We start from the raw sequence: 23,169 nt of genomic DNA on the forward strand, positions 1-23,169 counted from the left end.
TTGCCGTTATGATTGACCGCAGACGGCGGCGATTGAGGGTTTCCGCCCGTGACCGAACGGGGGTGGCGACGATGCGACAGCGCGGGGTGTCCCTGGTGGGACTGGTGTTCGTGGGGGTGGTGGTGGCCATGCTGTTGGTGCTGGCGGCCAAAGTCGTGCCCACGGTCACCGAATATATGGCCATCCAGAGGGCGGTCAACCGCGCGGCGCAAAGCGGCACCACCGTCACCGAAATCCGCAACGCTTTCGAGCGCGCCAAGACCGCTGATTACTTCGAGGCCGTCAGCGGCCGCGATCTGGTAATCAGCAAGGATGGCGACAAGATCGTCGTCGAATTTGCCTACGACAAGGAAGTGCATCTGTTCGGTCCGGCGTATCTGCTGCTCAAGTACCGAGGACGCAGCCAATGACTCATGACGGCCAGTGATACTCCCGGCTTGCAGGCGCTGCAGACGCGCCTGGGTCACACCTTCCGGCGCCCGGAGCTGTTGCAGCGCGCGCTCACCCATCGCAGCTTCGGGGCCGATCATTACGAGCGGCTCGAATTTCTGGGCGATGCGGTGCTGGGACTGGTGGTGGCGACGCTGCTGGTGCAGCGGCTGCCACAGCAGACCGAAGGCGAACTGTCGCGTGTGCGGGCCAGCCTGGTGCGGCAGGATGCCCTGCACCGCATCGCGCTCGACCTCGGTCTGCCGGCGCTGCTGCGCTTGGGTGACGGGGAGCAACGCTCGGGCGGGCGGCAGCGCCCCTCGATACTGGCCGACGCCGTAGAGGCGGTGTTGGGTGCCATTTACCTGGACGCGGGCTTCGAGGTGGCGCAGGCAGTGGCCCGCCGCTGGTACGACGGGGTGTCGCTGGAGCCGGCGCTGGACAAGGATGCCAAGACGGCCTTGCAGGAGTGGCTGCAGGGGCGACGCCGTCCGCTGCCCCAGTACGAGGTGCTGGCCATCCTGGGGGAGGCGCACGCCCAGACCTTCGAGGTGGCGTGCCGCGTCGACGGGGTCGAGCCGGCCATCGGGCGTGGGGCGTCGCGGCGCGCTGCCGAGCAGGCGGCCGCGGCGTCGATGTTGCAACGTCTGCAGGGGTTTTCCCCCACCGTGCGTCCGTGATGAACGAAACCTCCCCTTCGGCTTCCGTGCCCCAACCGTCCGAGGATCTCGAGGGCATGCTGGCCCGGACCCTGGGACGCCAGCCGCCCGCCATCGGTGCGCCCGCCGCTGAAACGGCCGTGCCCGCCGCCGCTGCGCCGGCACCCGTTGCCCCGCAGGAGCAGCGCTGCGGCTTCATCGCCATCGTCGGCAAACCCAACGTGGGCAAGTCCACCCTGCTCAATGCGCTGGTCGGGCACAAGATCAGCATCACCTCGCGCAAGGCACAGACCACGCGCCATCGCATTACCGGCATTCGTACCGAGGGGGCGTCCCAGTTCGTCTTCGTGGATACGCCCGGCTTTCAGACCCGGCACGGCAACGCCCTCAACCGCGCGCTGAACAAAACCGTGCTGGGGGCGGTGACCGACGTCGATCTGATCCTGTTCGTCGTCGAGGCCGGCCGGTTCGACTTGGCCGATGCCAAGGTGCTGGCGCTGCTGCCCGCCGGCGTGCCGGTGATCCTGGTGGCCAACAAGCTCGACCGCGTGCACCGCCGCGTCGAGATCGCCCCCTGGCTGCGCAGCATGCAGGATCGGCACCCGTTTGCCGAGTTCTTTCCGATGAGCGCCAAACAGCCGCGCGACGTGCAGCGGCTGCTGCCGCTGTGCGAGCGCTATCTGCCGCAGCAGCCCTGGCTGTACGAGCCGGACGATCTTACCGACCGCAGTGAGCGCTTTCTGGCGGGCGAGCTGGTACGGGAGAAGCTGTTCCGGCTCACTGGCGACGAGCTCCCCTACACCTCCACCGTCATCGTTGACCGTTTCGAGCACGACGGTGATCTGCGCCGCATCGCCGCCACCATCATCGTCGAGCGCGACAGCCACAAGGGCATGGTCATTGGCGAAGGCGGCGAGCGCCTCAAGCGCATCGGCACCGAGGCGCGCCAGGAGCTGGAGCGTCTGTGGGGCGGCAAGGTGTTTTTGGAGCTGTGGGTCAAAGTGCGCTCGGGCTGGTCGGACGACGAAGCGCGCGTGCGCGCCTACGGGTACGAGTGAGGTGGCGACACGGCGGCGCGCGCGGGTGCACGACGAGCCCGCCTATGTTTTGCATCAGCACGACTGGAGCGAGTCGAGCCTGATCCTGGAGGTGTTTAGCCGCCACCATGGCCGCGTAGTGCTGGTCGGCAAAGGGGTCAAGCGTCCGACATCGCAATTTCGCGCCGTGCTGCTGCCGCTGGTGCCGCTGCGGCTGGACTGGTCTGGCGACGCCGAAGTGCGCACGCTCAAGGCCGCCCACTACGCCGGGGCGCAGGTGCTGCCGGCGGGCGACGCGCTGCTGGCTGGCTACTATCTGAACGAGCTGCTGCTGCGGCTGCTGATGCGCGACGATCCCCACCCGGCGCTGTTCGACCATTACGCGGCGGCGTTGGCGGTGCTGCCGCAGGCCGAGCAGCGGACGCAGGCGCTGCGGGCGTTCGAGCTGCTGTTGCTGCGCGCGCTGGGCTGGCTGCCGGATCTGGGGCTGGAGGGGGTGCGGCTGCTGCCGCTGCAGCCGACGCAGCGCTACCGGCTGCAGCCCGAGGCCGGACTGCTGCCGACTGCGGACGACGACGCCGGCGCCCTGTCCGGGGAGCATTGGCAGCGGCTGCAGCGGGCCTTGCAGGCGCGCGAGCCCTGGGCCGCGCTGCGGGCATGCCCCGAGACGCTGGCGCAGTCCGGGTTGCGCCAGGGGCTGGCGGCGCTGCTGCACTACCATAGCGGCGTGGCGCGTTTTCGCACGCGCGAACTGCTGCAGGCGGTGCGCCGCCTGGCGGCGCCGGTGACGTCCGCGCAGCCCGCGGGCCGATCCGCCTTTCCCGAGTCCTGATCATGAACGCATCGGTGCCCACTGCCCTTTCCGTCAACGTCAACAAGGTGGCCTTGCTGCGCAACAGCCGCCACTTGGGCATACCCAGCGTGGTGCGGGCGGCTACGCTGTGCCTGCAGGCCGGCGCGCACGGCATCACCGTACATCCACGCCCCGACGAGCGTCACATCCGACCTGGCGACGTGTTCGACATCGGCACCCTGCTGCGCGACTGGCCCGGGCGCGAATTCAACATCGAGGGCAACCCCTTTCACAACCTGCTGGACGTGGCGCGCGCGGTGGTGCAGCGGGGATTGCCGCTGCACCAACTGACCTTCGTGCCGGACGCCGTCGGGCAGTTCACCAGCGACCACGGCTGGCGTTTTCCCGACGACGCCGAGCGCCTGCGGCCCGTGATCGCCCAGGCCCGGGCACTGGGCGCGCGCGTGAGCCTGTTCATGGACCCCGAACCCGACCAAATGGCGGCAGCGCGCGCGGTGGGCGCCGACCGGGTGGAGCTCTACACCGAACCCTACGCCGCCGCCTGGTCCGATGTCGCCGCGCGCCGCGCACAGCTGCAGCGCTACCGCGCCGCGGCCGCAGCGGCGCATGCCGCCGGTCTGGCGGTCAACGCTGGGCACGACCTCAACCGCGACAATCTGACTGCGTTTTTGCGCGCTGTGCCGGGGGTGGCGGAGGTCTCGATCGGGCACGCGCTGATCGCGGACGCGCTGGAACTGGGGTATGCGGCTACGGTGCAGGCGTACCTGCGCTGCATCGCCGCTGCGGACGCGGTGCCCGTCCCAGGCTCGCAGGAGTTCGCGTGATCGTTGGCATCGGCACCGATCTGTGTGACGTGCGCCGCATCGCGGCGGCGCTGCAGCGGCACGGTGTGCGCTTTGCGGCGCGCATCCTTGGGCCGCAGGAGCAGGCGGTGTGGATGCAGCGCAGCCAGCGCTGGCCCGAGCGCGGGGTGCGCTATCTGGGCACACGCTTCGCCGCTAAGGAAGCGTTCAGCAAGGCCATCGGGCTGGGGATGCGCAGCCCGATGACCTGGCGTGACTGCGAGATCGTCAACCGGCCCGGTGGCCAACCTAGCGTGGTACTGCACGGGGCGCTGCGGCGCTGGTGCGACGAGCGCGGCTGGCGCGCCCACGTCAGCGTCAGCGACGAGGGTGATTTCGTGGCCGCGTTCGTCGTCGTCGAGCGCGACGGCGCGGTGGCCCCGGCGCTGCGTTGGCCTGCAGCGGTGCCGGCGGACGAGGTGTGAGAAGATGTGCGGCTTGCCCCTGTCGGCCTAGCGCAGTCCCGCCGCTGGACCGCCCGACGCCATACCCACCCCACCTATCCAGTCGCCGAGTGACTGCGGACCGATGCCATGACCTTTCAAGCCCCCCTCATCATCGACATCGCCGGCACCCGTCTGACCGACGCCGACCGTGCCCGCCTGAGTCATCCGCTGGTCGGCGGCGTGATTCTGTTTGCCCGCAACTGGCGCGACCGCGCGCAACTGCAGCGTCTGTGCCGCCAGATCAAGCGTGTGCGCAGCGACCTGCTCATCGCTGTCGACCACGAAGGCGGACGCGTGCAGCGTTTTCGCAGCGACGGCTTCACGCATTTGCCGCCGATGCGTGCGTTCGGCCGCCTGTGGCGCGAGGCGCCCGAGACGCGGCCCGGCGAGGCCGCGCTGGCCGCCTGTAACGCGGCCACAGCGGCGGGCTACGTGCTGGGGGCCGAGCTGCGCGCGTGCGGTGTCGATTTCAGTTTTACCCCGGTGCTGGACTTGGACCATGGGCGCAGCGAGGTGATCGGCGACCGTGCCTTTGATGGCGACGCGCGTGTGGTGACGCTGCTGGCGCAGGCATTGATGCACGGCCTGCGTTTGGCGGGCATGGCCCACTGCGGCAAGCACTTTCCCGGTCACGGCTGGGCCGAGGCCGACTCGCACACCGAGCTGCCGGTGGACGGGCGGCCCCTGCAGACCATCCTTAACGAGGATGCGGCGCCCTATGGCTGGCTGAGCGCAGCGCTGACGGCGGTGATGCCGGCACACGTCGTCTATCCCCAGGTGGATGCGCGGCCAGCGGGATTTTCGCGCCGCTGGTTGCATGACATTCTGCGCGCAGAACTGGGCTTTACCGGTGCCATCATCAGCGACGACTTGGCGATGGCGGCAGCACGCGTGCTCGATGGCCGCGAGGTGAGCCCGACCGAGGCGGCGCTGGCTGCGTTGCAGGCCGGCTGCGATTTGGTGCTGCTGTGCAATCAAAGCACCGTGGACGATGGCGAGCCGATCGACGACCTGATCGAGGGCCTGAGCCGCGCGCTGTTCGAGGGCCGCTGGGTACCCGACGAGACCGCTGAGGGGCGCCGCCGTGCCCTGCTGCCGCAGGGCGAAGCTCTCGACTGGGATGCATTGATGGCCGATGCGCGTTACCAGCGCGCGCTGGAGCTGCTGCCTTGAGCGTGGCGCGGTGAGCCCGCGCCGCAGTCGTGATAACCACCAGCCCCAGAGCGTCACTGCCCAGTCACCCATAAGCCTGGGCCAGCAGCTCCAGGACCCGTGCGGCGACGTCTATGACACCGTCTTCCAGCAGGTACCCCAGGCCGAGGGCGATCGGGTTCATCCTGGCAGCACGCTGTTGACGTCCCGTTGCAGCCGTTTGACAGCCGGGCCGTCGCATCGGCCCAGCAGCGGCGGAGATGGCCGCTTCGAGCCGGTACGGCCCACTGCCGCCCCGGGTCTGGCTGTTGCCACGCCGCCGCGTCAGGCCACGGCGTCGGCGCTGTGGCGCTGCAACATGGCCAGCACATTGGCCACGGTGCTGCGCAGCTCGCGCCGGTCGCAGATGAAGTCGATGGCGCCTTTTTGCAGCAAAAACTCGGCGCGCTGGAAACCCTCGGGCAGCTTGACGCGCACGGTATTTTCGATCACGCGCGGGCCGGCAAAGCCAATCAGCGCCCCGGGCTCGGCGATCACCACGTCACCCATGAACGCAAAACCGGCCGACACACCGCCCATCGTGGGGTCGGTCAGCACACTGATGTAGGGCAGGCGTTGCCGCGCCAGGCGGGTCAGTGCCGCGTTGGTCTTGGCCATCTGCATCAGCGACAGCAGCCCTTCTTGCATGCGCGCGCCACCGGAGGCGGTAAAGCAAATGAAGGGCACGCGCTGCTCGATGGCGTTGTCCACGCCGCGGACGAAGCGCTCGCCTACCACCGACCCCATGGAGCCACCCATGAAATCGAACTCGAAGCATGCTGCCACCACCGGCAGCGTGTGCACCGCACCGCCCATGACGACAAGCGCGTCGGTTTCTCCAGTGGCTTCCAGCGCCTCCTTCAGGCGCTCGGGATACTTGCGGCTGTCCTTGAACTTGAGCGCATCGACGGGCAGCACCTCCTGCCCGATTTCATAGCGGCCTTCGGCGTCCAGAAAGGCGTCGAGCCGGGCGCGTGCGCCGATGCGGTGGTGGTGCGCGCAGTGCGGGCAGACGTAGAGGTTTTTCTCCAGGTCGGTCTTGTACAGCACCGCCTCGCAGCCGGCACACTTGATCCACAGGCCCTCCGGGATGCTGCGGCGCGGGGTACCTTCGGACTTGATGCGCGGCGGCAGCAGTTTTTCCAGCCAGGACATGGCATCTCCTTGTGGAGCATAAGCGCGGGCGCGAGACGGCCCACGCCCGGCTCCAGTATGACACGACGCGTGATTATGCGTCACCGCCGCGGGCGGTGCTGCCCCAGGCGCTGGCAGGCCGACGCCCGCGCGCCGCGTCCCGGCCTGGGGACCTGGGGCAGATACGGGATACCGGCCCCGCGGGGCACCGCCAGGGGCAGGCTGCCAGTCTCAGGGGGCGGGCGCGTCGCCGCGGGGAGGCAGGGCGTCCAGCGCGGCCCGGATGTCGCGCACAAAAGCGCCCAGCACCGCCGCCTCTTGGCCCGCCGGCGCCTGCTCCAGCAGCTCAATGATGCGGGTGCCGATGACCACCGCATCGGCCGCGCGCCCCACGGCCTGTGCACTGGCCGCATCCCGAATGCCAAAGCCCACACCGACCGGCACCCGCACGTGGCGGCGAATGTGCGGCAGCATCGCTTGTACCGCCGTCGCGTCCAGGTGGGCCGCTCCGGTGACGCCAGTCAGCGACACGTAGTACACGTAGCCGCTGGCCAGCTGTCCCACCAGCGCCATGCGCGCCTCGGTGCTGGTGGGTGCCAGCAGGAAGATCAGGTCCAGACCGTGCGCGCGCAGCGCGGCGGCGAACGCCTCGCTTTCTTCCGGCGGGTAGTCCACCACCAGCACGCCGTCCACGCCGGCTGCCGCGGCGTCGCGTGCGAACCGGCCCGCGCCATGGCGCAGCTCCCACGCTTCGATCGGGTTGGCGTAGCCCATCAGCACCACTGGCGTGGTGCGGTCACGGGTACGGAAGTCCCGCACCATCTGCAGCACCTGCGCCAAGCCCACGCCCGCGGCCAGCGCCCGCTCGCTGGCGCGCTGGATCACCGGGCCGTCGGCCATCGGATCGGAAAACGGCACGCCCAGCTCGATGATGTCGGCGCCGGCATCGACCATGGCGTGCATCAGCGACGGGGTGAGGTCGGGTTGCGGAAACCCGGCGGTGACAAAGGGGATGAGCGCGCGCCGTCCCTGGGTGCCCAGTCGCTCGAAGGTGGTGGCCAGACGCGTCGCGCTCATCGGAGGGCCTCCGCAGTGACGGCGACAGGGTTCGCGGTCTTGACCACCTCGCCACGGCAACTGGGGCGGCAGTAGAAGTCGGCGCCGCTGAGGTCGGCCACGGTGCCGATATCCTTGTCGCCACGGCCTGATAGATTGACCAGCAGCGTCTGCTCAGGCCGCAGCGTCGGCGCCAGTTTTATCGCGTAGGCCAGCGCATGGCTGGATTCGAGCGCCGGGATGATGCCCTCGGTGCGGCAGAGGCGGTGAAAGGCGGCCAGCGCCTCATCGTCGGTGATGCCCACGTATTCGGCGCGCCCACTGTCCTTGAGCCAGGCGTGCTCGGGGCCGACGCCCGGGTAGTCCAGTCCGGCGCTGATGCTGTGCGTCTCTGCAATCTGGCCGTCGGCGTTTTGCAGCACGTAAGTGCGGTTGCCGTGCAGTACGCCGGGCACACCGCGTTGCAGCGACGCCGCGTGGTGGCCGCTGTCCAGACCGCCGCCAGCGGCTTCGACGCCGATCAGCCGCACACCCTCGTACGGGATGTAGGGGTAGAAGATGCCCATGGCGTTGCTGCCGCCGCCTACGCACGCAATCACGGCGTCCGGCAGCCCGGCCCCATGCAGTCCCGGCAAACCCAGCTCAGCCAGCAGCGCGGGCACCTGTTGCAGGCACTCCTGACCGATGACGCTTTGGAAGTCGCGCACCATCATCGGGTAAGGGTGCGGGCCGGCCACGGTGCCGATGATGTAGAAGGTGTTTTCGACGTGGGTTACCCAGTCGCGCAGGGCCTCGTTGAGCGCGTCCTTCAGCGTGCGGCTGCCTGACTCCACGGGCACCACGGTGGCACCCAGCAGCTTCATTCGATAGACGTTGGGGCTTTGGCGCTTGACGTCCTCGGCACCCATGTAGACGACACATTCCAGCCCGTAGCGGGCGCAGATGGTGGCGGTGGCCACGCCGTGCTGACCGGCACCGGTTTCGGCGATGACGCGCGGTTTGCCCATGCGCCGCGCCAGCATCGCCTGCCCAATGACGTTGTTGATCTTGTGCGCGCCAGTGTGATTGAGGTCTTCGCGCTTGAGCAGGATCTGCGCGCCGCCGAGCTCGCGGCTGAGGCGCGCGGCGTGATAGATAGGGGAAGGACGCCCGACGAACTGCGCCAGTTCCTGGCGGAACTCGCGCTGAAAGTCGGGGTCGTCGCGGTAGCGTTCGTAGGCGGCGCGCAGCTCGGCGATGGCGTGCGTGAGCGTTTCGCTGACGAAGCTGCCGCCATAGGGGCCGAAGTGGCCGCGGGCGTCGGGATAGTCGTAGCGGATCATGGGCCGAACCGATCGAAGGACGGGCGCGCTGCGCAAGCCGCCGCAGCGGCGCGGTCAAGCGCGGCAGGGGAGGGTGGCATCGGCGCGCCGCACGGCGGCGACGAAGGCGGCCATGCGCTGCGCATCCTTGATGCCCTTGGCCGATTCGACGCCGGAGGAGACGTCAACCGCCCAGGGCCGCACCAAACGCACGCCATCGGTCACATTTTCGGGTGTGAGTCCACCAGATAAAACGACCCGATCGGCGGCGCGAAGTCGAGGGTGTGACCACGGAATCGCTGTCCAATCGAAAGGCTGGCCGCCGCCCCCGTAGCCCGCCACGTGGGCATCGACCACGATGGCGCGCGCGGCGGCAAACCGCTGCGCGTATTCTAGGAGATCGAAGCCGGTCGCGCCAGCGTCCACCGGTACGCGCGCGGCGCGCAGCCAGGGCCGTGCTCCGGCCAGCGCGGCGCACTGCGTCGGCGTCTCGTCGCCATGGAACTGCAGCACCGCATGCGGCACCACGGCCACCGCTGCGGCTACCGCATCGGCATCGGCGTTGACGAACAGCAGCACGGGCGTGATGAATGGCGGCAGCAACGCGGCCAGGGCCGCCGCGCGCTGCGCGGTCACGGCCCGCGGGCTGTGCGGGTACAGCACGAAGCCGACAGCGTCGATGTCCAGCGCGGCCGCGGCGCGCACGTCCACCTCGCGCGTCAGGCCGCAGATCTTGATGCGGGTGCGGTGCATGGGAGCCTCGTCACAGGGGCAGCCAGTCGAAGGCCGGGGAGCGCTCGGGCAGACCGAGCGCGGCATCGTACAGCGGCCCCAGAAAATAGAGGCCGTCCGGTGCGAAAGTGGGCGCGGCGCGTTCGCGCGAGCGGCTGTCGCGCACCTCGGCCACCCAGTCGGGCGGTCGCAGTCCCTGGCCGACGGCGATCAGACAGCCCATCAGGTTGCGGATCATGTGGTGCAGGAACGCGTCGGCCTCGAAGTCGAAACGCCAGTAAGCGCCGCGACGGCGGATGTCGAGGCGGCGCAGCGTCTTCACCGGCGAGCGGGCCTGGCACTGGGCGGCGCGGAAGGCGCTGAAGTCGTGCGTGCCGATGAGGTGTCGGGCCGCCTCCTGCATGGGTGCCTCATGCAGAGGTCGAAATACCCAGCCGACCCGTCCGGCCTCGACGCTGGGCCGCACCGGCGACTCCAGCAGCACGTAGGCGTAGCGCCGCGCGCGCGCGCTGTTGCGGGCGTGAAAGTCGGCGGGCACCACGCGCGCCCATTGCACGGCGATGTCGGGCGGCAGATAGCGGTTGACACCACGCACCCAGGACTGCAGCGGCCGCTGTACGGGCGTCTCGAAGTGCACCACCTGGTTCAACCCGTGCACCCCAGCGTCGGTGCGGCCGGCGCACAGGGTGGTGATGGCGGGCACGTCGGCAAAGCGGGCCAGGGCGTGCTCCAGCTGGTCTTGCACCGTCTGGCCGTGTGGCTGGCTCTGCCAGCCGGTGTAGGCCGCGCCCAGGTAGCTGACGCCCAGCGCAATGCGCATCACCACCGCAGCCCCGGCCCGTTCAGGCCAGCTGCGCCAGGAAGGCGCGCGCGCGCTCCTGCAGCTCGCCGCTGGCTTCGGCCACCACTTCCTCGGCCAACGTGCGCGCCCCGTCGATGTCGCCGATGGCCTCGAACTCGCGGGCCAGTGACAGCTTGGTCTCCAGCGGGTCGGCTTCGTTGCTGCCCTCGCTGATTTGGAGGTTGGACAGATCGTCCGCCGCTGTCGCGGCAGGGGCGGGGCTTGGGGTCTGAGGCAGGTCGGTGGGCAGGTCGAGCGACAGGTCGGCCAGTTCAGGGGGGAGCCCGGGCGCCGTGCTGGGGCCTGTCGCCGCGCCCGCGGGCGGCGGGGCGGGCGATTCGAGCTCGAGATCGAAATCGAGCCCGGCGGGCGCCTCGGCCTGCGCCGCGGCAGCGGCAGGTGCATCCCCCTGCGGCAGATCGAGCTCAAAGTCCAGCCCGGTAGAGGCCACCTCGGGCGGTTCGCTCAGTCGCTCGGCAGTTTCGTCCGAGCCGCTGCCGCTGCCGTCCGCCGCCGACGGTACCGCCGCGTCGCTGGATGTTGAATTCGGGCTGTCGAGCGCTAGGTCGAGATCGAAGTCCAGATCCGCTTCGGCCGCTATCGCGGCGTCAGGCGCGGTGCCGGTTGAGCCGTCTACGGGCGCAGACTCTGGCGGCGCGGTGCCCAGTGCCGTGGCGGCGGCCGCTGCCGTGGCAGCCGCGGCCGACGTGGCCGGGGTCGGCCGGTACAGGAGGTTGTCGGGGTCGATGCGACGTCCCCACTCGCAGGCCTGATTCCATTCGGCGCCGTGACCACCGGTGAGCGCCTGCAACTCGCGCGCCGCCGTTTCGAAGCGCGCGGGATCGGGCCGCTGGGCATAGATTTCGAGCAGCTTCATCCGCACCGGCAACCGCTCCGGATGCAGCCGCAGCGCTTCCAGCAGTATTTCCTCGGCCTGCTGCTCGCGCCCATACGCCAGGTAGATCTCGGCCTCGGCCACCGGATCGACGTCGCCGCCTGCGTCGAGCTGGCTGGGCGAGTACATCATCGACGACTCGGGCGCTGCCTCGGCCGCGGCCTGTTCCTGCAACACGGGTTCGGCCCGTGCCTGCTCCTGGGCACGCCGACGGCGCAGCCGCCACCACGCGAAAGCCAGCATCAGGGCGGCGGCTCCGGCCGCCGCCGGAACGGCGGCAGGGCTGGCGAGCAGAGCCCCCATGGGTTCAGTCGGCGCCGGGGCCGCGGGCGCCGGGGGAGTGGCGGGGGGCAGCGGTGTGGTGACGGTGGGGGCTGGCGGTGGCGCGGTCGGCGGGGGCGCAGGCGGCGCGACAGGCTCAGCAGGTGCCGCTGCGGGCACACCCGCTGTCGCGTCGGTGGGCGCAGGCGTGGCAGCCGCCGCCGGTGCCGGGCTGGAGGGGCCGGCCGCGGCATTGGCACTCTGGCGCAGCTGCTCGAGCTCCTGCAGATTGCGGTTGAGCTCGGCCACTCGCTGTTCGGTTTCGCTGCGCTGGCGTTGCTCGGCCAGTCGGGCCTCGGCGTCGGCCGAAGTGCCGGACTTGGACAGCGTCAGTCGGTCGGTGGCGGCGGCCTGCGGCTTGTCTTCGACCACTGCAGCTTGTACCGTGCCGGTGGCGGAGCGTGACGCTGTCGGCGTTTCCTGGGTGGGAGCCGCGGTGGCCAGACGACGCCGGTAGTCGTTGAAGTCGCGCGTCTGCGCCGCCACGATACGGCGCGCCTCCTGCGCGTCAACGGCTGCGGCCTGGGCGGCATCCGGCAGGTCGATGACGGCGCCGGCCCGCACCAGGTTGACGTTGCCGCGGATGAACGCCTGGGGATTGGTCCGCAACAGCGCCACCAACATCTGTTCCAGCGTCACATCGGCGGGCCGGTGTACGGCGGCGATGCGGCCCGCGGTGTCGCCGGGCTGCACCGTCACGCGCTGGGTCCGCTGTGCCGCCGCGGGGGCAGTGGCGGCCTGCCGCGGGGCCGGCGCGACGACCGGTTGCGGGGGACGAACATCGGTTACCCGCGGTGGCTCGACTGGGACGCTGAGGGCCGGAGCCACCGGATTGGGAACCGACAGGTTGGGGGGGTCGAACAGCAGCGTGTAGCCGCGCAGCAGCTCGCCGCCCGCCCAGCGTGCCTGCACCACCAGATCGAGAAACGGTTCGCTCACCGAGCGCTGGCTGCGCAGCACGATGACGGTGCGACCGTCTGCGCGACGCTGCAGCTCCAGCATGACGTCCTGCAGCAGCGGGTTGAACTCGAGATTGGCGGCAGAAAAGCGCTCGGGCGCGGCGATGCGAACCTGTAGCGTGGCTGCTTCGGCCTCGGTGATGGCGGGCACATCGATTTCGGCCCGCAGCGGCTCACCCAGCTGCGACTGTACCGACACCCGCCCGAGGGCCAGCGCCCAGGCCTGACTGCCCAACAGGCCCGAGGCAAGCACCGCTGCCGCCGCGATACGTTGCCAGCGTAGGGGCACGAAAGGCGGTGCCGCAGGTGCGGCGGCGGGGCACAGGGGCGACGACACCGGTTCGGGGCGACGGCTTTTCGGCACAGAGTTCCCTCGGAATCAGATCGGAATACGGCTCTGTGCCACCTTAGCACCAAAGTGGGGTGGCGACAAGCCGACAGACGGCACGCGCGGTACGGGCAGGGTCGGCAGCACCGACCGTACGATGCTGGCGTTGTGACCAAGCAACGTGGTCGATTCCGGGACAGGTCACTGCCCGCGGGCAGACTATACCGTCTCAGGCGCCGAGCAGGATGCGCAGCATGCGGCGCAGCGGCTCGGCCGCGCCCCACAGCAGCTGGTCGCCGATCACAAAGGCCGAGACATATTCCGGTCCCATGTTGAGCTTGCGCACCCGCCCCACGCCCACCTGCAGCGTGCCGGTGATGGCAGCCGGGGTGAGTTCCTTGACGGTGACGGCCCGCTCGTTGGGTACCCACTTCACCCACGGGTTGCCGCTGCGGATGATGGCCTCGATCTCCTCCAGCGGTAGGTCGCGCTTGAGCTTGAGGGTGAGCGCCAGGCTGTGGCAGCGCATGGCGCCGATGCGCACGCACAGACCATCGACCGGGATCGGTTGCGCGGTGCCCAGGATCTTGTTGACCTCGGCTTGACCCTTCCATTCCTCTTTCGATTGGCCATTGGGCAGCTGCACGTCGATCCATGGGATCAGGCTACCGGCCAGCGGTGCGCCGAAAAATTCGGTTGGCACGTCCTGGCGAATGGCCTGTGCCACCTTGCGATCGATCTCCAAAATGGCGCAGGCCGGATTGGCCAGTTCATCGGCCACCGCGGCATGGATGACGCCCATGCCCTGGAGGAGCTCGCGCATGTTGTTGGCGCCGGCACCGCTGGCGGCCTGGTAGGTCATGGAGCTGACCCACTCGACCAGGTTTTCGCGGAACAGCCCACCCAGCCCCATCAGCAGGATGGAGTTGGTGCAGTTGCCGCCGATCCAGTTTCTACCCCCGGCGGTCAGCGCGCGGCGGATGACGTGCTCGTTGACCGGGTCGAGGATGATGACCGCGTCCGACTCCATGCGCAGGGCGCTGGCGGCGTCGATCCAGTGGCCCTGCCAGCCCGCCGCGCGCAACTTCGGAAACACGGCCTTGGTGTAGTCGCCCCCCTGGCAGGTGATGAGGATGTCACACTGGGCCAGAGCGGCGATGTCGTGGGCATCGTGCAGCGTGCGGTGTGCCTTGGCTTGCGCAGGCGCGGGACCGCCGGCGTTGGAGGTGGAGAAGAAAACCGGTTCGATCAGGTCGAAGTCGCCTTCGGCGACCATACGGTCCATCAGAACCGACCCGACCATGCCGCGCCAGCCGATGAGGCCAACCCGATTGCCAACAGTGCTCATGGCGTGTGCCCTTTCAGAGGAGGTGGTAGTGGTGGAAAACCTTCTGCTGTCCGGCTCGTCTGGCCGGAGAGGGCGCACGACGAACCCGACGGTGTTCAGTCCGTAATGGGGGTCGTGGTTTGGGTGGTTGCCCACGCCGCTCCCGGCGCCGACACCGCAGCGGCGACGCAGGCAGGGGAAAACAGGCGGGCAGCAAACATGTCAGCTACCATTGTAGTCCAGTGACCTGAGACGAAGCTGACGTCGCGCCGGGCCACGTCGCGCCAGCAGGGCATGTCGAGCGGCGTGTTCCGCGCGCCGTCGCGCAGTCTTTGCCCGATCCCACCCATGGAAACCGAACCGCCCACCGTTGCCGATCAGTCCCCCGCCGGGATCGTGGTACTGCTGACCACGGTATCCGACCGTCAGCAGGCCCAGACGCTGGCGTGCGCGCTGGTGCAACAGCGCCTGGTGGCGTGTGCGCAGATCGACGCCATCGAGAGTGTGTACGTCTGGGAGGACGCGCTGCAGCGCGAGCCCGAATGCCGTCTGTGGCTCAAGACCACGGTTGAGCGGCAGTCGGCGGCCATCGCAGCCCTGCGTGCCCTGCACCCGTACACGCTGCCGCAGATCGTGATTCTGCCCGCGCAGGCCAGTGCCGACTACGCGCGCTGGGTACGGACGGCGGTGAGGGCCTGAAACCGACCGGCTGGCCTGTCGAGGGTGCCGCACGGCCGCACGACCGATGCTTGGCGGCGCCGCGCGAGGTTGGCCGTGCTGGCGCTTAGCGTCGCAGCGCACGCACCACCGCGTCGCCCATTTCGGCGGTGCCAACGCGGCGCGTGCCGTCGCTGAGGATATCCGGCGTGCGCAGGCCCTCGGCCAGCACGTGGCGCACGGCGTCCTCGATCCGTGTCGCGGCGTCCGGCCGTTGCAGCGAGTAGCGCAGCATCATTGCCGCTGACAGGATGGTGGCCAGCGGGTTGGCGATACCCTGGCCGGCGATGTCGGGGGCGCTGCCATGGCTGGGTTCATACAGCCCCTGGCCGCGCGCGTTCAGGCTGGCCGAAGGCAGCATGCCGATAGAGCCCGTCAGCATCGCCGCTTCGTCGGAGAGGATGTCGCCAAACAGGTTGCCGGTGACGATGACGTCGAACTGCTTAGGTGCCTTGACCAGCTGCATGGCCGCGTTGTCCACATACAGGTGCTCCAGCGTCACGTCGGGGTAGTCGCGCTGCACCTCGGTGACGACCTCGCGCCACAGCTGGGAGGTTTCGAGCACGTTGGCCTTGTCGACGCTGGTGACCTTGCCGCCGCGCCCGCCGTGGCGCTGACGCGCCGCCTCGAACGCCACGCGCGCGATGCGCTCGATCTCGGGGCGGCTGTAGCGCATGGTGTCAAACCCTTCGTCGGCACCTGCAAAGGCGCCATCGGGGGCAGTGCGGCGACCGCGCGGCTGGCCGAAGTAGATATCGCCGGTGAGCTCGCGCACGATCAGGATGTCGAGTCCTTCGACCAGTTCCGGCTTGAGGCTGGAGGCGTGCGTCAGCGGCGCGTGGCAGATGGCCGGGCGCAGGTTGGCGAACAGCCCCAGCGCCTGACGCAGTCCCAGGATCGCCTGCTCGGGACGCAGGTGGCGCGGCAGCTGGTCGTAGCGCCAATCGCCCACGGCGCCGAACAGCACGGCGTCGGCCTCCCGCGCCAGTGCCAGGGTGGACTCGGGCAGCGGGTGGCCGCTGGCGGCGTAGGCGGCGCCACCAACGGGCGCGGTGGCCATCTCCAGCGGCAGCTCAAGCGCGTTGAGAACCTTGACGGCTTCGGCGATGATTTCTGGACCGATGCCGTCACCGGGCAGGATGGCGATTTTCATGGGGCAGCAAAGCGAAGGGTTGCTGGGTGGGAGGGACAGGCGGCGCCGACGCACACCCGGCGCGAGCGCCACTGTGGTCAGCCCGCAAAGGTGCGCGCCAGCCAGGGGTAGCGTGCCAGCCGCTCGGCTTCGAAGGCCCGAATCTTGTCGGCGTGGCGCAGCGTCAGGCCGATGTCGTCGAGCCCGTTGAGCAGGCAGTAGCGGCGAAAGGCGTCGACCGCGAACGGGATCTCCGCACCCTGCGGCTCGATGATCACCTGCCGCTGCAGGTCGATGGTCAGCTCGTAGCCGGGGAAGGCCTGCACCTCGTGAAACAGCCGGTCCACGGTGGACTCGGGCAGCACGATCGGCAACAGGCCGTTCTTGAAGCAGTTGTTGAAAAAGATGTCCGCAAAGCTTGGGGCGATCAGTGCCCGAAAGCCGTATTGCTCGATGGCCCAGGGCGCATGCTCGCGGCTGGAGCCGCAGCCGAAATTCTTGCGCGCCAGCAGGATGCTGGCCCCCTGGTAGCGTGGCTGGTTGAGTACGAAGTCGGGGTTGGGCTGCCGGGTGGCGGGGTCTTTCCCCGGCCAGCCCGGATCCAGATAGCGCCATTCGTCGAACAGGTGCGGCCCAAAGCCCGTTTTGCGAATCGACTTCAGGAACTGCTTCGGGATGATGGCGTCGGTGTCGACGTTTTCGCGGTCGATCGGGGCGACGATCCCCGTGTGGATGATAAACGGCTGCATGGCGATTTACTTCTTGGCGGCATCCTGCAGAACCTGGCCGCCCTTCTGGATGTCCTTGCCCAGACCGGCGACGGTGTTGCAGCCCGCCAGCGCGACGCTAAGCCCCAGCAGGCACGCGCTCAACAGACGGATCATGGTCTTGACCTCCGTGGAAAAAGCCTGCAGGCCTTCAGGCATAGGCCCGCACATCGACGAAATGCCCGTGGATGGCGGCGGCGGCGGCCATGGCCGGGCTGACCAGATGCGTGCGCCCGCCCGCGCCCTGGCGACCCTCGAAGTTGCGGTTGCTGGTCGAGGCGCAACGCTCACCCGGCTCCAGCCGGTCGGCGTTCATGGCCAGGCACATCGAGCAGCCGGGCTCGCGCCACTCAAAACCCGCCGCGCGAAAGATTTCGTGCAGGCCCTCGCGTTCGGCCTGCTCCTTGACCAACCCCGAGCCGGGCACCACCATGGCCAGTTTGACGTTACGCGCCACTTTCTGCCCGAGTTTGCGCACCACGGCGGCCGCTTCGCGCAGGTCTTCGATGCGGCTGTTGGTGCACGAGCCGATGAACACCTTGTCGATGGCGATGTCGGTGACGGGCTTGCCCGGCTGCAGGGCCATGTACTGCAGCGCACGCTCCATGGCGTTGCGCTTGACCGGGTCGCGTTCGCGTTCGGGATCGGGCACGCGCGCCGTCACCGGCACCACCATCTCAGGCGAGGTGCCCCAGGTGACCTGCGGCTCGATCTGGCGGGCGTCGATCTCCACCACCGCGTCCCAGTGCGCGTCGGGGTCGGAATGCAGTGTGCGCCAGTAGGCCACTGCCTGATCCCATTCGGCCCCGCTGGGTGCCATCGGACGGCCGCGCAGGTACTCCAGCGTGGTGTCGTCCACCGCCACCAGCCCGGCGCGGGCGCCGGCCTCGATGGCCATGTTGCACACCGTCATGCGGCCTTCCATCGACAGGGCACGGATGGCGCTGCCGGCGAATTCAATGGTATACCCGGTGCCGCCGGCGGTGCCGATGCGGCCGATGATCGCCAGCACGATATCCTTGGCGGTGCAGCCACGCGGCAGCTGACCCTCGACCCGGATCAACATGTTCTTCGCCTTGCGCGCCAGCAGCGTCTGCGTGGCCAGCACATGCTCGACCTCGCTGGTGCCGATGCCGTGCGCCAGCGCGCCAAACGCCCCATGCGTGCTGGTGTGGCTGTCGCCGCAGACGATGGTCATGCCGGGCAGGGTAGCGCCGTTTTCCGGGCCGATCACGTGTACGATGCCCTGCCGCTTGCTCAAAAACGGAAAGTACGCGGCAGCACCATACTCACGGATATTGGCGTCCAGCGTGATGATCTGCTCACGGCTGATGGGGTCGGCAATGCCGTCGTAGCCGTGCTCCCAGCCGGTGGTGGGGGTGTTGTGGTCGGCGGTGGCCACGATCGACGACACCCGCCACGGACGGCGGCCTGCCACGCGCAGCCCCTCGAAAGCCTGAGGGCTGGTCACCTCGTGCACCAGGTGGCGGTCGATGTAGAGGATGGTGGTGCCATCCTCCTCCGTGTGGACGACATGTTCGTCCCAGATTTTGTCGTAGAGCGTGCGACCCATGGATCGAGGCGAAGCGTTGGCGATGATGGCATTGTAGGCCGCCCGGCGGCACGGCGCTGCCATCGCCCCGCCGCCGGCGGCGCCCGCTCGCGCGGGCGTCAGCGCTGCTCGATTGGCAGCACGTCGCGCCGCGCGGCGCCGGTGTAGAGCTGGCGCGGGCGGCCGATTTTGTACTCGGGGTCGGCCAGCATTTCGTTGAGCTGGGCGATCCAGCCCACGGTGCGGGCCAGCGCGAAGATGCCGGTGAACAGGCTTACCGGGATGCCGATGGCGCGCTGCACGATGCCGGAGTAGAAGTCCACGTTCGGGTAGAGCTTGCGCTGCACGAAATAGTCGTCTTCCAGCGCGATCTGCTCCAACTTCTTGGCCAGCGCGAACAGCGGATCGTTTTCCAGACCCAGCTCGCCCAGCACCTCGTTGCAGGTTTCCTGCATCAGCTTGGCGCGCGGGTCGTAGTTCTTGTAGACGCGGTGGCCAAAGCCCATCAGCCGCACCCCAGAGGACTTGTCCTTGACCTTGGCGATGAACTCACCGATCTTGGCGACACCCCCCATGGCCTGGATGTCTTCCAGCATATTCAGGCACGCCTCGTTGGCGCCGCCGTGCGCCGGGCCCCACAGGCACGCGACGCCAGCGGCAATGGCGGCAAACGGGTTGGTGCCGGAGCTGCCGCACAGCCGCACCGTCGAGGTGGAGGCGTTTTGCTCGTGGTCGGCATGCAGCGTGAAGATGCGGTCCATCGCGCGCTCCAGCACCGGGTTGACCTGGTACTCCTCACACGGCGTGGCAAACATCATGCGCAGGAAGTTACCGGCGTAGCTCAGATCGTTGCGCGGGTAAATGTAGGGCTGGCCGATGCCGTACTTGTAGGCCATCGCCACCAGGGTCGGCATCTTCGCGATCAGGCGGATCGCTGCAATCTCGCGGTGTTGCGGGTTGTTGATGTCGGTGCTGTCGTGGTAGAAGGCCGACATCGCGCCCACCAGGCCGGTCAGCACCGCCATCGGGTGCGCGTCGCGCCGGAAGCCGCGCAGGAAGAACTGCATCTGCTCGTGCACCATCGTGTGCAGCGTGACGCGGCGGGTGAAGTCGACCTTCTGCGCGGCGTTGGGCAGCTCCCCGTACAACAGCAGGTAGCAGGTTTCCAGGTAGTCGCATTGGGTGGCCAGCTGCTCGATCGGGTAGCCGCGGTACAGCAACTCGCCCTTGTCGCCGTCGATGTAGGTGATGGAGGATTGACACGACGCCGTGGACAGAAACCCCGGGTCGTAGGTGAACATGCCGGTTTGCGCGTACAGCTTGCGGATGTCGATCACGTCCGGGCCTACGGTGCCCGAGTAGATCGGCAGCTCGACGCTGGGCGCGCCATTGGAGAACGACAGCGTAGCTTTGTGTTCTTGCAGTTTCATGGGGATTCCTGTTTCGTGGCGGTGGGGGACGAAGAGGGGGCGGAAGGCACGGGGGTGCGCAGCAGCGCCAGCACGTCGAGCACCTCGGGCGTGGCCAGCGTGCCGTTCGGTTCACGGCGACGCAGCAGCAAATCCAGCAGGTCGTTGTCGCTGAGGTCCATCAGCGCCTGCAGGCCGCGCGCCTGCCGCTGGGTCAGTGCCGCGCCGTGGCGTGCGAAGAAGCGCTCGATGAACAGGTCGTTCTCGAGCAGCCCGCGGCGGCAGCGCCAGCGCAGGCGCTCGCGCTCGCGTTCGTCCAGGGGCTGCGCATCATCCATAGTCGCCGGGGCACGATGCGCGGCTCAGACCGCGCGGCGCACCATCAATTCCTTGATCTTGCCGATCGCCTTGGTCGGATTGAGGCTCTTGGGGCAGACGTCGACGCAGTTCATGATGGTGTGGCAGCGGAACAGCCGGTACGGGTCCTCCAGGTTGTCCAGCCGCTCGCTGGTGGCCTGGTCGCGGCTGTCGGCGATGAAGCGGTAGGCCTGCAGCAGGCCGGCCGGGCCGACGAACTTGTCCGGGTTCCACCAGAAGCTCGGGCACGAGGTGCTGCAGCTCGCGCACAGGATGCACTCGTACAGGCCGTTGAGCTCCTCGCGCTCCTCGGGTGACTGCAGGCGCTCTTTTTCGGGGGGCGGCGTGTCGTTGATCAGGTAGGGCTTGATCGAGTGGTACTGCTTGAAGAACAGCGTCATGTCCACGATCAGGTCGCGGATCACTGGCAGCCCCGGCAGCGGCTTGAGCACGATGGTGTCGGGCAGCGTGCGCAGGTTGGTCAGGCACGCCAGCCCGTTCTTGCCGTTGATGTTCATCGCGTCGGAGCCGCACACGCCTTCGCGGCACGAGCGGCGAAAGCTCAGCGTCGGATCGAGCTCCTTGAGCTTGATGAGAGCATCGAGCAGCATGCGCTCGGTGGTCAGCTCCACCTCCAGCGTCTGCATGTAGGGCTTGGCGTCCTTGTCGGGGTCGTAGCGGTAGATCTTGAAGGTGCGTTTGGCCATGGCGGAAACCTCCGGCAGGGGGACGTCAGAACGTGCGAACCTTGGGCGGAATCGACTCCACCGTCAGCGGCTTGAGGTTGACCGGCTTGTATTCGAGCCGGTTGCCGTCGCTGAACCACAGGGTGTGCTTCATCCACTCCCTGTCGTTGCGGCCCAGCGGGCATTCGGGGTCGTCGGCCGGGCGCTCGTAGTCCTTGACGGTGTGGGCGCCGCGGCACTCCTTGCGCGCCGCCGCCGACGTCATCGTGGCTTGGGCGACCTCGATCAGGTTTTCCACCTCCAGCGCTTCGATGCGGGCGGTGTTGAACACCTTGGATTTGTCCTTCAGCACGATGGCGCCGACCCGTTCACGAATTGCGGCGATCTTGCGCACCCCCTCGTCCATGCTGGCCTGGGTGCGGAAGACGCCGGCGTGCTGCTGCATGGTGGTGCGGATATCGTTGGCCACCGCCTGCGCGTACTCGCCACTGGTGCGCGCCTCCAGGCGGCTGAGGCGCTCCAGCGTGTGGTCGGCCGCGTCGCGCGGCAGTGGCTTGTGCTCGCGTCCGCGGTCCAGGTGGGCGACGATGTGGTTGCCGGCGGCGCGACCGAACACCAGCAGGTCCAGCAGCGAGTTGGTGCCCAGGCGGTTGGCGCCGTGCACCGACACGCACGAGCATTCCCCCACCGCATATAGCCCGTTGACCACCTTTTGGCCGCCGTGGCCGTCGGGCACCACCACCTGTCCGTTGATGTTGGTGGGGATGCCCCCCATCTGGTAGTGAATGGTGGGCACCACCGGGATCGGTTCCTTGGTGATGTCAACGTTGGCAAAGTTGATGCCAATTTCGTACACCGAGGGCAGCCGCTTGTGGATGGTCTCCGGTCCCAGATGGTCGAGTTTGAGCAGGATGTAGTCCTTGTTGGGGCCGCAACCGCGCCCTTCCTTGATTTCCTGATCCATGCAGCGGCTGACGAAGTCGCGCGGCGCCAGATCCTTCAACGTCGGCGCGTAGCGCTCCATGAAGCGCTCGCCATTGCTGTTGAGCAGGATGGCGCCTTCGCCGCGGCAGCCTTCGGTCAGCAGCACGCCAGCGCCGGCCACACCGGTCGGGTGGAACTGCCAGAACTCCATGTCCTGCAGCGGGATGCCGGCGCGGGCGGCCATGCCGAGGCCGTCGCCGGTGTTGATGAAGGCGTTGGTGCTGGCGGCGTAGATGCGCCCGGCGCCGCCGGTGGCCAGCAGCGTGGCCTTGGCTTGCAGAATGTAGATGTCGCCGGTCTCCATCTCCAGCGCCGTCACTCCCACCACGTCGCCGTCGGCGTCACGGATCAGGTCCAGCGCCATCCACTCGACGAAGAAGGTAGTTCGGGCGGCAACGTTTTGCTGGTACAGCGTGTGCAGCATCGCATGGCCGGTACGGTCGGCGGCGGCGCAGGCCCGTTGCACGGGCTTTTCGCCGTAGTTGGCGGTGTGGCCGCCGAACGGACGCTGATAGATGGTGCCATCCGGGTTGCGGTCGAACGGCATGCCCATGTGCTCCAGCTCGTAGACCACCTTCGGCGCTTCGCGGCACATGAACTCGATGGCGTCCTGGTCGCCCAGCCAGTCGGAGCCCTTGACCGTGTCGTAGAAGTGGTAGTGCCAGTTGTCCTCGGACATATTGCCCAGCGCCGCGCCGATGCCGCCCTGGGCGGCCACCGTGTGCGAGCGGGTGGGGAAGACCTTGGACAGCACGGCCACGTTCAGGCCGGCGCGCGCCAGCTGCAGCGAGGCACGCATGCCGGAGCCGCCGGCGCCGACGATGACGACATCGAAACGGCGGCGGGGAAGTTGGTTCGACAGAGTCATGGCTTACAGCCTCCAGAGCACTTGAAACGCCCAGCCCGTGCAACCGACCAGCCAGACGAGGGTCAACACATGCAGCGCCAGGCGCAGGCCAACGGGCTTGATGTAGTCCATCCAGATGTCGCGCACGCCCACCCACGTGTGCCAGGTCAGCGCGACGACGACCGCGAACGTCAAAAACTTCATCCAGGGTGCAGCGAAGATGCCCGCCCAGCCCTCGTAGCCCAGCGGGCCGCTGGTCAGTAGCACCTGCGCCAGCAAAACGACGGTAAACAGCGCCATGAGGACGGCGGTGACGCGTTGCACGAGCCAGTCGCGCAGACCGTAGTGCGCGCCGGTGACGACGCGCTTGGAGCCGTAGTTGACAGCCATGGATAGACTCCTCACC

General features: G+C 68.5%; 24 protein-coding genes. 8 read left to right on the plus strand and 16 right to left on the minus strand.

Annotation, left to right across the window (positions count from 1 at the left end; all coding sequences use genetic code 11):
* Window positions 1-86: 86 nt before the first annotated feature.
* From V7Z54_RS00855 to nagZ, 7 genes are all read left to right on the plus strand, one after another.
* Complete coding sequence (locus V7Z54_RS00855; protein WP_334133634.1) at window positions 87-410, plus strand: DUF4845 domain-containing protein; 324 nt, start codon at window positions 87-89, stop codon at window positions 408-410.
* A gap of 3 nt (window positions 411-413) precedes the next feature.
* Complete coding sequence (rnc, locus tag V7Z54_RS00860; protein WP_334133635.1) at window positions 414-1,109, plus strand: ribonuclease III; 696 nt, start codon at window positions 414-416, stop codon at window positions 1,107-1,109.
* Window positions 1,109-2,146: a GTPase Era gene (gene era / locus V7Z54_RS00865; protein ID WP_334133637.1), complete on the plus strand. Its 1,038-nt coding sequence runs from the start codon at window positions 1,109-1,111 to the stop codon at window positions 2,144-2,146. The genes rnc and era overlap by 1 nt, the downstream gene beginning before the upstream one ends.
* A 1-nt stretch (window position 2,147) precedes the next feature.
* Window positions 2,148-2,957, plus strand: a complete 810-nt coding sequence (gene recO, locus V7Z54_RS00870; RefSeq protein ID WP_334133640.1) for a DNA repair protein RecO — start codon at window positions 2,148-2,150, stop codon at window positions 2,955-2,957.
* 2 nt (window positions 2,958-2,959) lie between these two features.
* On the plus strand, window positions 2,960-3,763 hold the full coding sequence (locus V7Z54_RS00875) for a pyridoxine 5'-phosphate synthase (protein ID WP_334133641.1): 804 nt from the start codon (window positions 2,960-2,962) through the stop codon (window positions 3,761-3,763).
* The gene (acpS, locus tag V7Z54_RS00880; protein WP_334133643.1) at window positions 3,760-4,206 is read left to right on the plus strand and encodes a holo-ACP synthase; all 447 of its coding nucleotides are present in this window, start codon (window positions 3,760-3,762) and stop codon (window positions 4,204-4,206) included. Before V7Z54_RS00875 ends, acpS begins: the two co-directional genes overlap by 4 nt.
* A 108-nt stretch (window positions 4,207-4,314) precedes the next feature.
* Window positions 4,315-5,400, plus strand: coding sequence for a beta-N-acetylhexosaminidase (gene nagZ / locus V7Z54_RS00885; RefSeq protein ID WP_334133644.1), 1,086 nt, complete (start codon window positions 4,315-4,317; stop codon window positions 5,398-5,400).
* Window positions 5,401-5,703: 303 nt separating this feature from the next.
* Here the strand turns inward: nagZ and accD are convergent, their stop codons facing one another.
* The 7 genes from accD to asd all read right to left on the minus strand — a co-directional run bounded on the left by accD (window position 5,704) and on the right by asd (window position 14,333).
* Window positions 5,704-6,573 carry an acetyl-CoA carboxylase, carboxyltransferase subunit beta gene (gene accD, locus V7Z54_RS00890; RefSeq protein WP_334133645.1) on the minus strand — a complete coding sequence of 290 codons (870 nt, stop codon included), beginning with the start codon at window positions 6,571-6,573 and terminating at the stop codon, window positions 5,704-5,706.
* 210 nt (window positions 6,574-6,783) lie between these two features.
* Window positions 6,784-7,629 carry a tryptophan synthase subunit alpha gene (gene trpA / locus V7Z54_RS00895; RefSeq protein ID WP_334133648.1) on the minus strand — a complete coding sequence of 282 codons (846 nt, stop codon included), beginning with the start codon at window positions 7,627-7,629 and terminating at the stop codon, window positions 6,784-6,786.
* Window positions 7,626-8,930, minus strand: coding sequence for a tryptophan synthase subunit beta (trpB, locus tag V7Z54_RS00900; RefSeq protein WP_334133650.1), 1,305 nt, complete (start codon window positions 8,928-8,930; stop codon window positions 7,626-7,628). Before trpB ends, trpA begins: the two co-directional genes overlap by 4 nt.
* A 54-nt stretch (window positions 8,931-8,984) precedes the next feature.
* The gene (locus V7Z54_RS00905) at window positions 8,985-9,662 is read right to left on the minus strand and encodes a phosphoribosylanthranilate isomerase (protein ID WP_334133652.1); all 678 of its coding nucleotides are present in this window, start codon (window positions 9,660-9,662) and stop codon (window positions 8,985-8,987) included.
* A gap of 10 nt (window positions 9,663-9,672) precedes the next feature.
* The gene (truA, locus tag V7Z54_RS00910; RefSeq protein WP_334133679.1) at window positions 9,673-10,461 is read right to left on the minus strand and encodes a tRNA pseudouridine(38-40) synthase TruA; all 789 of its coding nucleotides are present in this window, start codon (window positions 10,459-10,461) and stop codon (window positions 9,673-9,675) included.
* Between the two features lie 22 nt (window positions 10,462-10,483).
* A complete protein-coding gene (locus V7Z54_RS00915; RefSeq protein WP_334133653.1) occupies window positions 10,484-13,021 on the minus strand; it encodes a FimV/HubP family polar landmark protein in 2,538 nt (845 codons plus the stop codon).
* Window positions 13,022-13,214: 193 nt separating this feature from the next.
* Window positions 13,215-14,333, minus strand: a complete 1,119-nt coding sequence (gene asd / locus V7Z54_RS00920; RefSeq protein WP_334133654.1) for an aspartate-semialdehyde dehydrogenase — start codon at window positions 14,331-14,333, stop codon at window positions 13,215-13,217.
* Between the two features lie 327 nt (window positions 14,334-14,660).
* Between asd and cutA the strand changes: the two genes are divergently transcribed.
* Window positions 14,661-15,011, plus strand: a complete 351-nt coding sequence (cutA, locus tag V7Z54_RS00925) for a divalent-cation tolerance protein CutA (protein WP_334133656.1) — start codon at window positions 14,661-14,663, stop codon at window positions 15,009-15,011.
* An 85-nt stretch (window positions 15,012-15,096) separates the two neighbouring features.
* Here the strand turns inward: cutA and leuB are convergent, their stop codons facing one another.
* The 9 genes from leuB to sdhD all read right to left on the minus strand — a co-directional run bounded on the left by leuB (window position 15,097) and on the right by sdhD (window position 23,153).
* Entirely contained in the window at window positions 15,097-16,182 is a 1,086-nt protein-coding gene (gene leuB / locus V7Z54_RS00930; RefSeq protein WP_334133657.1) for a 3-isopropylmalate dehydrogenase, read from the minus strand.
* Between the two features lie 77 nt (window positions 16,183-16,259).
* Window positions 16,260-16,910, minus strand: coding sequence for a 3-isopropylmalate dehydratase small subunit (leuD, locus tag V7Z54_RS00935; RefSeq protein WP_334133658.1), 651 nt, complete (start codon window positions 16,908-16,910; stop codon window positions 16,260-16,262).
* Between the two features lie 6 nt (window positions 16,911-16,916).
* On the minus strand, window positions 16,917-17,045 hold the full coding sequence (locus V7Z54_RS00940) for an entericidin A/B family lipoprotein (protein ID WP_334133660.1): 129 nt from the start codon (window positions 17,043-17,045) through the stop codon (window positions 16,917-16,919).
* Between the two features lie 34 nt (window positions 17,046-17,079).
* Complete coding sequence (leuC, locus tag V7Z54_RS00945; RefSeq protein WP_334133662.1) at window positions 17,080-18,501, minus strand: 3-isopropylmalate dehydratase large subunit; 1,422 nt, start codon at window positions 18,499-18,501, stop codon at window positions 17,080-17,082.
* A 98-nt stretch (window positions 18,502-18,599) separates the two neighbouring features.
* Complete coding sequence (gene gltA, locus V7Z54_RS00950) at window positions 18,600-19,910, minus strand: citrate synthase (protein WP_334133663.1); 1,311 nt, start codon at window positions 19,908-19,910, stop codon at window positions 18,600-18,602.
* A complete protein-coding gene (locus V7Z54_RS00955) occupies window positions 19,907-20,227 on the minus strand; it encodes a succinate dehydrogenase assembly factor 2 (RefSeq protein ID WP_334133665.1) in 321 nt (106 codons plus the stop codon). Before V7Z54_RS00955 ends, gltA begins: the two co-directional genes overlap by 4 nt.
* Window positions 20,228-20,251: 24 nt before the next feature.
* Window positions 20,252-20,953 carry a succinate dehydrogenase iron-sulfur subunit gene (locus tag V7Z54_RS00960; protein ID WP_334133667.1) on the minus strand — a complete coding sequence of 234 codons (702 nt, stop codon included), beginning with the start codon at window positions 20,951-20,953 and terminating at the stop codon, window positions 20,252-20,254.
* A 25-nt stretch (window positions 20,954-20,978) separates the two neighbouring features.
* Window positions 20,979-22,784: a succinate dehydrogenase flavoprotein subunit gene (gene sdhA, locus V7Z54_RS00965; RefSeq protein WP_334133669.1), complete on the minus strand. Its 1,806-nt coding sequence runs from the start codon at window positions 22,782-22,784 to the stop codon at window positions 20,979-20,981.
* Between the two features lie 3 nt (window positions 22,785-22,787).
* Window positions 22,788-23,153 carry a succinate dehydrogenase, hydrophobic membrane anchor protein gene (gene sdhD / locus V7Z54_RS00970; protein WP_334133670.1) on the minus strand — a complete coding sequence of 122 codons (366 nt, stop codon included), beginning with the start codon at window positions 23,151-23,153 and terminating at the stop codon, window positions 22,788-22,790.
* Window positions 23,154-23,169: the final 16 nt, after the last annotated feature.

This window comes from Tepidimonas sp. (assembly GCF_036824975.1).
Lineage (GTDB): Bacteria > Pseudomonadota > Gammaproteobacteria > Burkholderiales > Burkholderiaceae_C > Tepidimonas.

What these genes read in the sequence shown, in the direction of transcription:
- rnc (WP_334133635.1), top strand. Translation starts at nt 414, where the DNA reads ATGACGGCCAGTGATACTCCCGGCTTGCAGGCGCTGCAGACGCGCCTG.
- era (WP_334133637.1), top strand. Translation starts at nt 1,109, where the DNA reads ATGAACGAAACCTCCCCTTCGGCTTCCGTGCCCCAACCGTCCGAGGAT.
- V7Z54_RS00875 (WP_334133641.1), top strand. Translation starts at nt 2,960, where the DNA reads ATGAACGCATCGGTGCCCACTGCCCTTTCCGTCAACGTCAACAAGGTG.
- nagZ (WP_334133644.1), top strand. Translation starts at nt 4,315, where the DNA reads ATGACCTTTCAAGCCCCCCTCATCATCGACATCGCCGGCACCCGTCTG.
- accD (WP_334133645.1), bottom strand. Translation starts at nt 6,573, where the DNA reads ATGTCCTGGCTGGAAAAACTGCTGCCGCCGCGCATCAAGTCCGAAGGT.
- trpA (WP_334133648.1), bottom strand. Translation starts at nt 7,629, where the DNA reads ATGAGCGCGACGCGTCTGGCCACCACCTTCGAGCGACTGGGCACCCAG.
- trpB (WP_334133650.1), bottom strand. Translation starts at nt 8,930, where the DNA reads ATGATCCGCTACGACTATCCCGACGCCCGCGGCCACTTCGGCCCCTAT.
- V7Z54_RS00905 (WP_334133652.1), bottom strand. Translation starts at nt 9,662, where the DNA reads ATGCACCGCACCCGCATCAAGATCTGCGGCCTGACGCGCGAGGTGGAC.
- truA (WP_334133679.1), bottom strand. Translation starts at nt 10,461, where the DNA reads ATGCGCATTGCGCTGGGCGTCAGCTACCTGGGCGCGGCCTACACCGGC.
- asd (WP_334133654.1), bottom strand. Translation starts at nt 14,333, where the DNA reads ATGAGCACTGTTGGCAATCGGGTTGGCCTCATCGGCTGGCGCGGCATG.
- cutA (WP_334133656.1), top strand. Translation starts at nt 14,661, where the DNA reads ATGGAAACCGAACCGCCCACCGTTGCCGATCAGTCCCCCGCCGGGATC.
- leuB (WP_334133657.1), bottom strand. Translation starts at nt 16,182, where the DNA reads ATGAAAATCGCCATCCTGCCCGGTGACGGCATCGGTCCAGAAATCATC.
- leuD (WP_334133658.1), bottom strand. Translation starts at nt 16,910, where the DNA reads ATGCAGCCGTTTATCATCCACACGGGGATCGTCGCCCCGATCGACCGC.
- V7Z54_RS00940 (WP_334133660.1), bottom strand. Translation starts at nt 17,045, where the DNA reads ATGATCCGTCTGTTGAGCGCGTGCCTGCTGGGGCTTAGCGTCGCGCTG.
- leuC (WP_334133662.1), bottom strand. Translation starts at nt 18,501, where the DNA reads ATGGGTCGCACGCTCTACGACAAAATCTGGGACGAACATGTCGTCCAC.
- gltA (WP_334133663.1), bottom strand. Translation starts at nt 19,910, where the DNA reads ATGAAACTGCAAGAACACAAAGCTACGCTGTCGTTCTCCAATGGCGCG.
- V7Z54_RS00955 (WP_334133665.1), bottom strand. Translation starts at nt 20,227, where the DNA reads ATGGATGATGCGCAGCCCCTGGACGAACGCGAGCGCGAGCGCCTGCGC.
- V7Z54_RS00960 (WP_334133667.1), bottom strand. Translation starts at nt 20,953, where the DNA reads ATGGCCAAACGCACCTTCAAGATCTACCGCTACGACCCCGACAAGGAC.
- sdhA (WP_334133669.1), bottom strand. Translation starts at nt 22,784, where the DNA reads ATGACTCTGTCGAACCAACTTCCCCGCCGCCGTTTCGATGTCGTCATC.
- sdhD (WP_334133670.1), bottom strand. Translation starts at nt 23,153, where the DNA reads ATGGCTGTCAACTACGGCTCCAAGCGCGTCGTCACCGGCGCGCACTAC.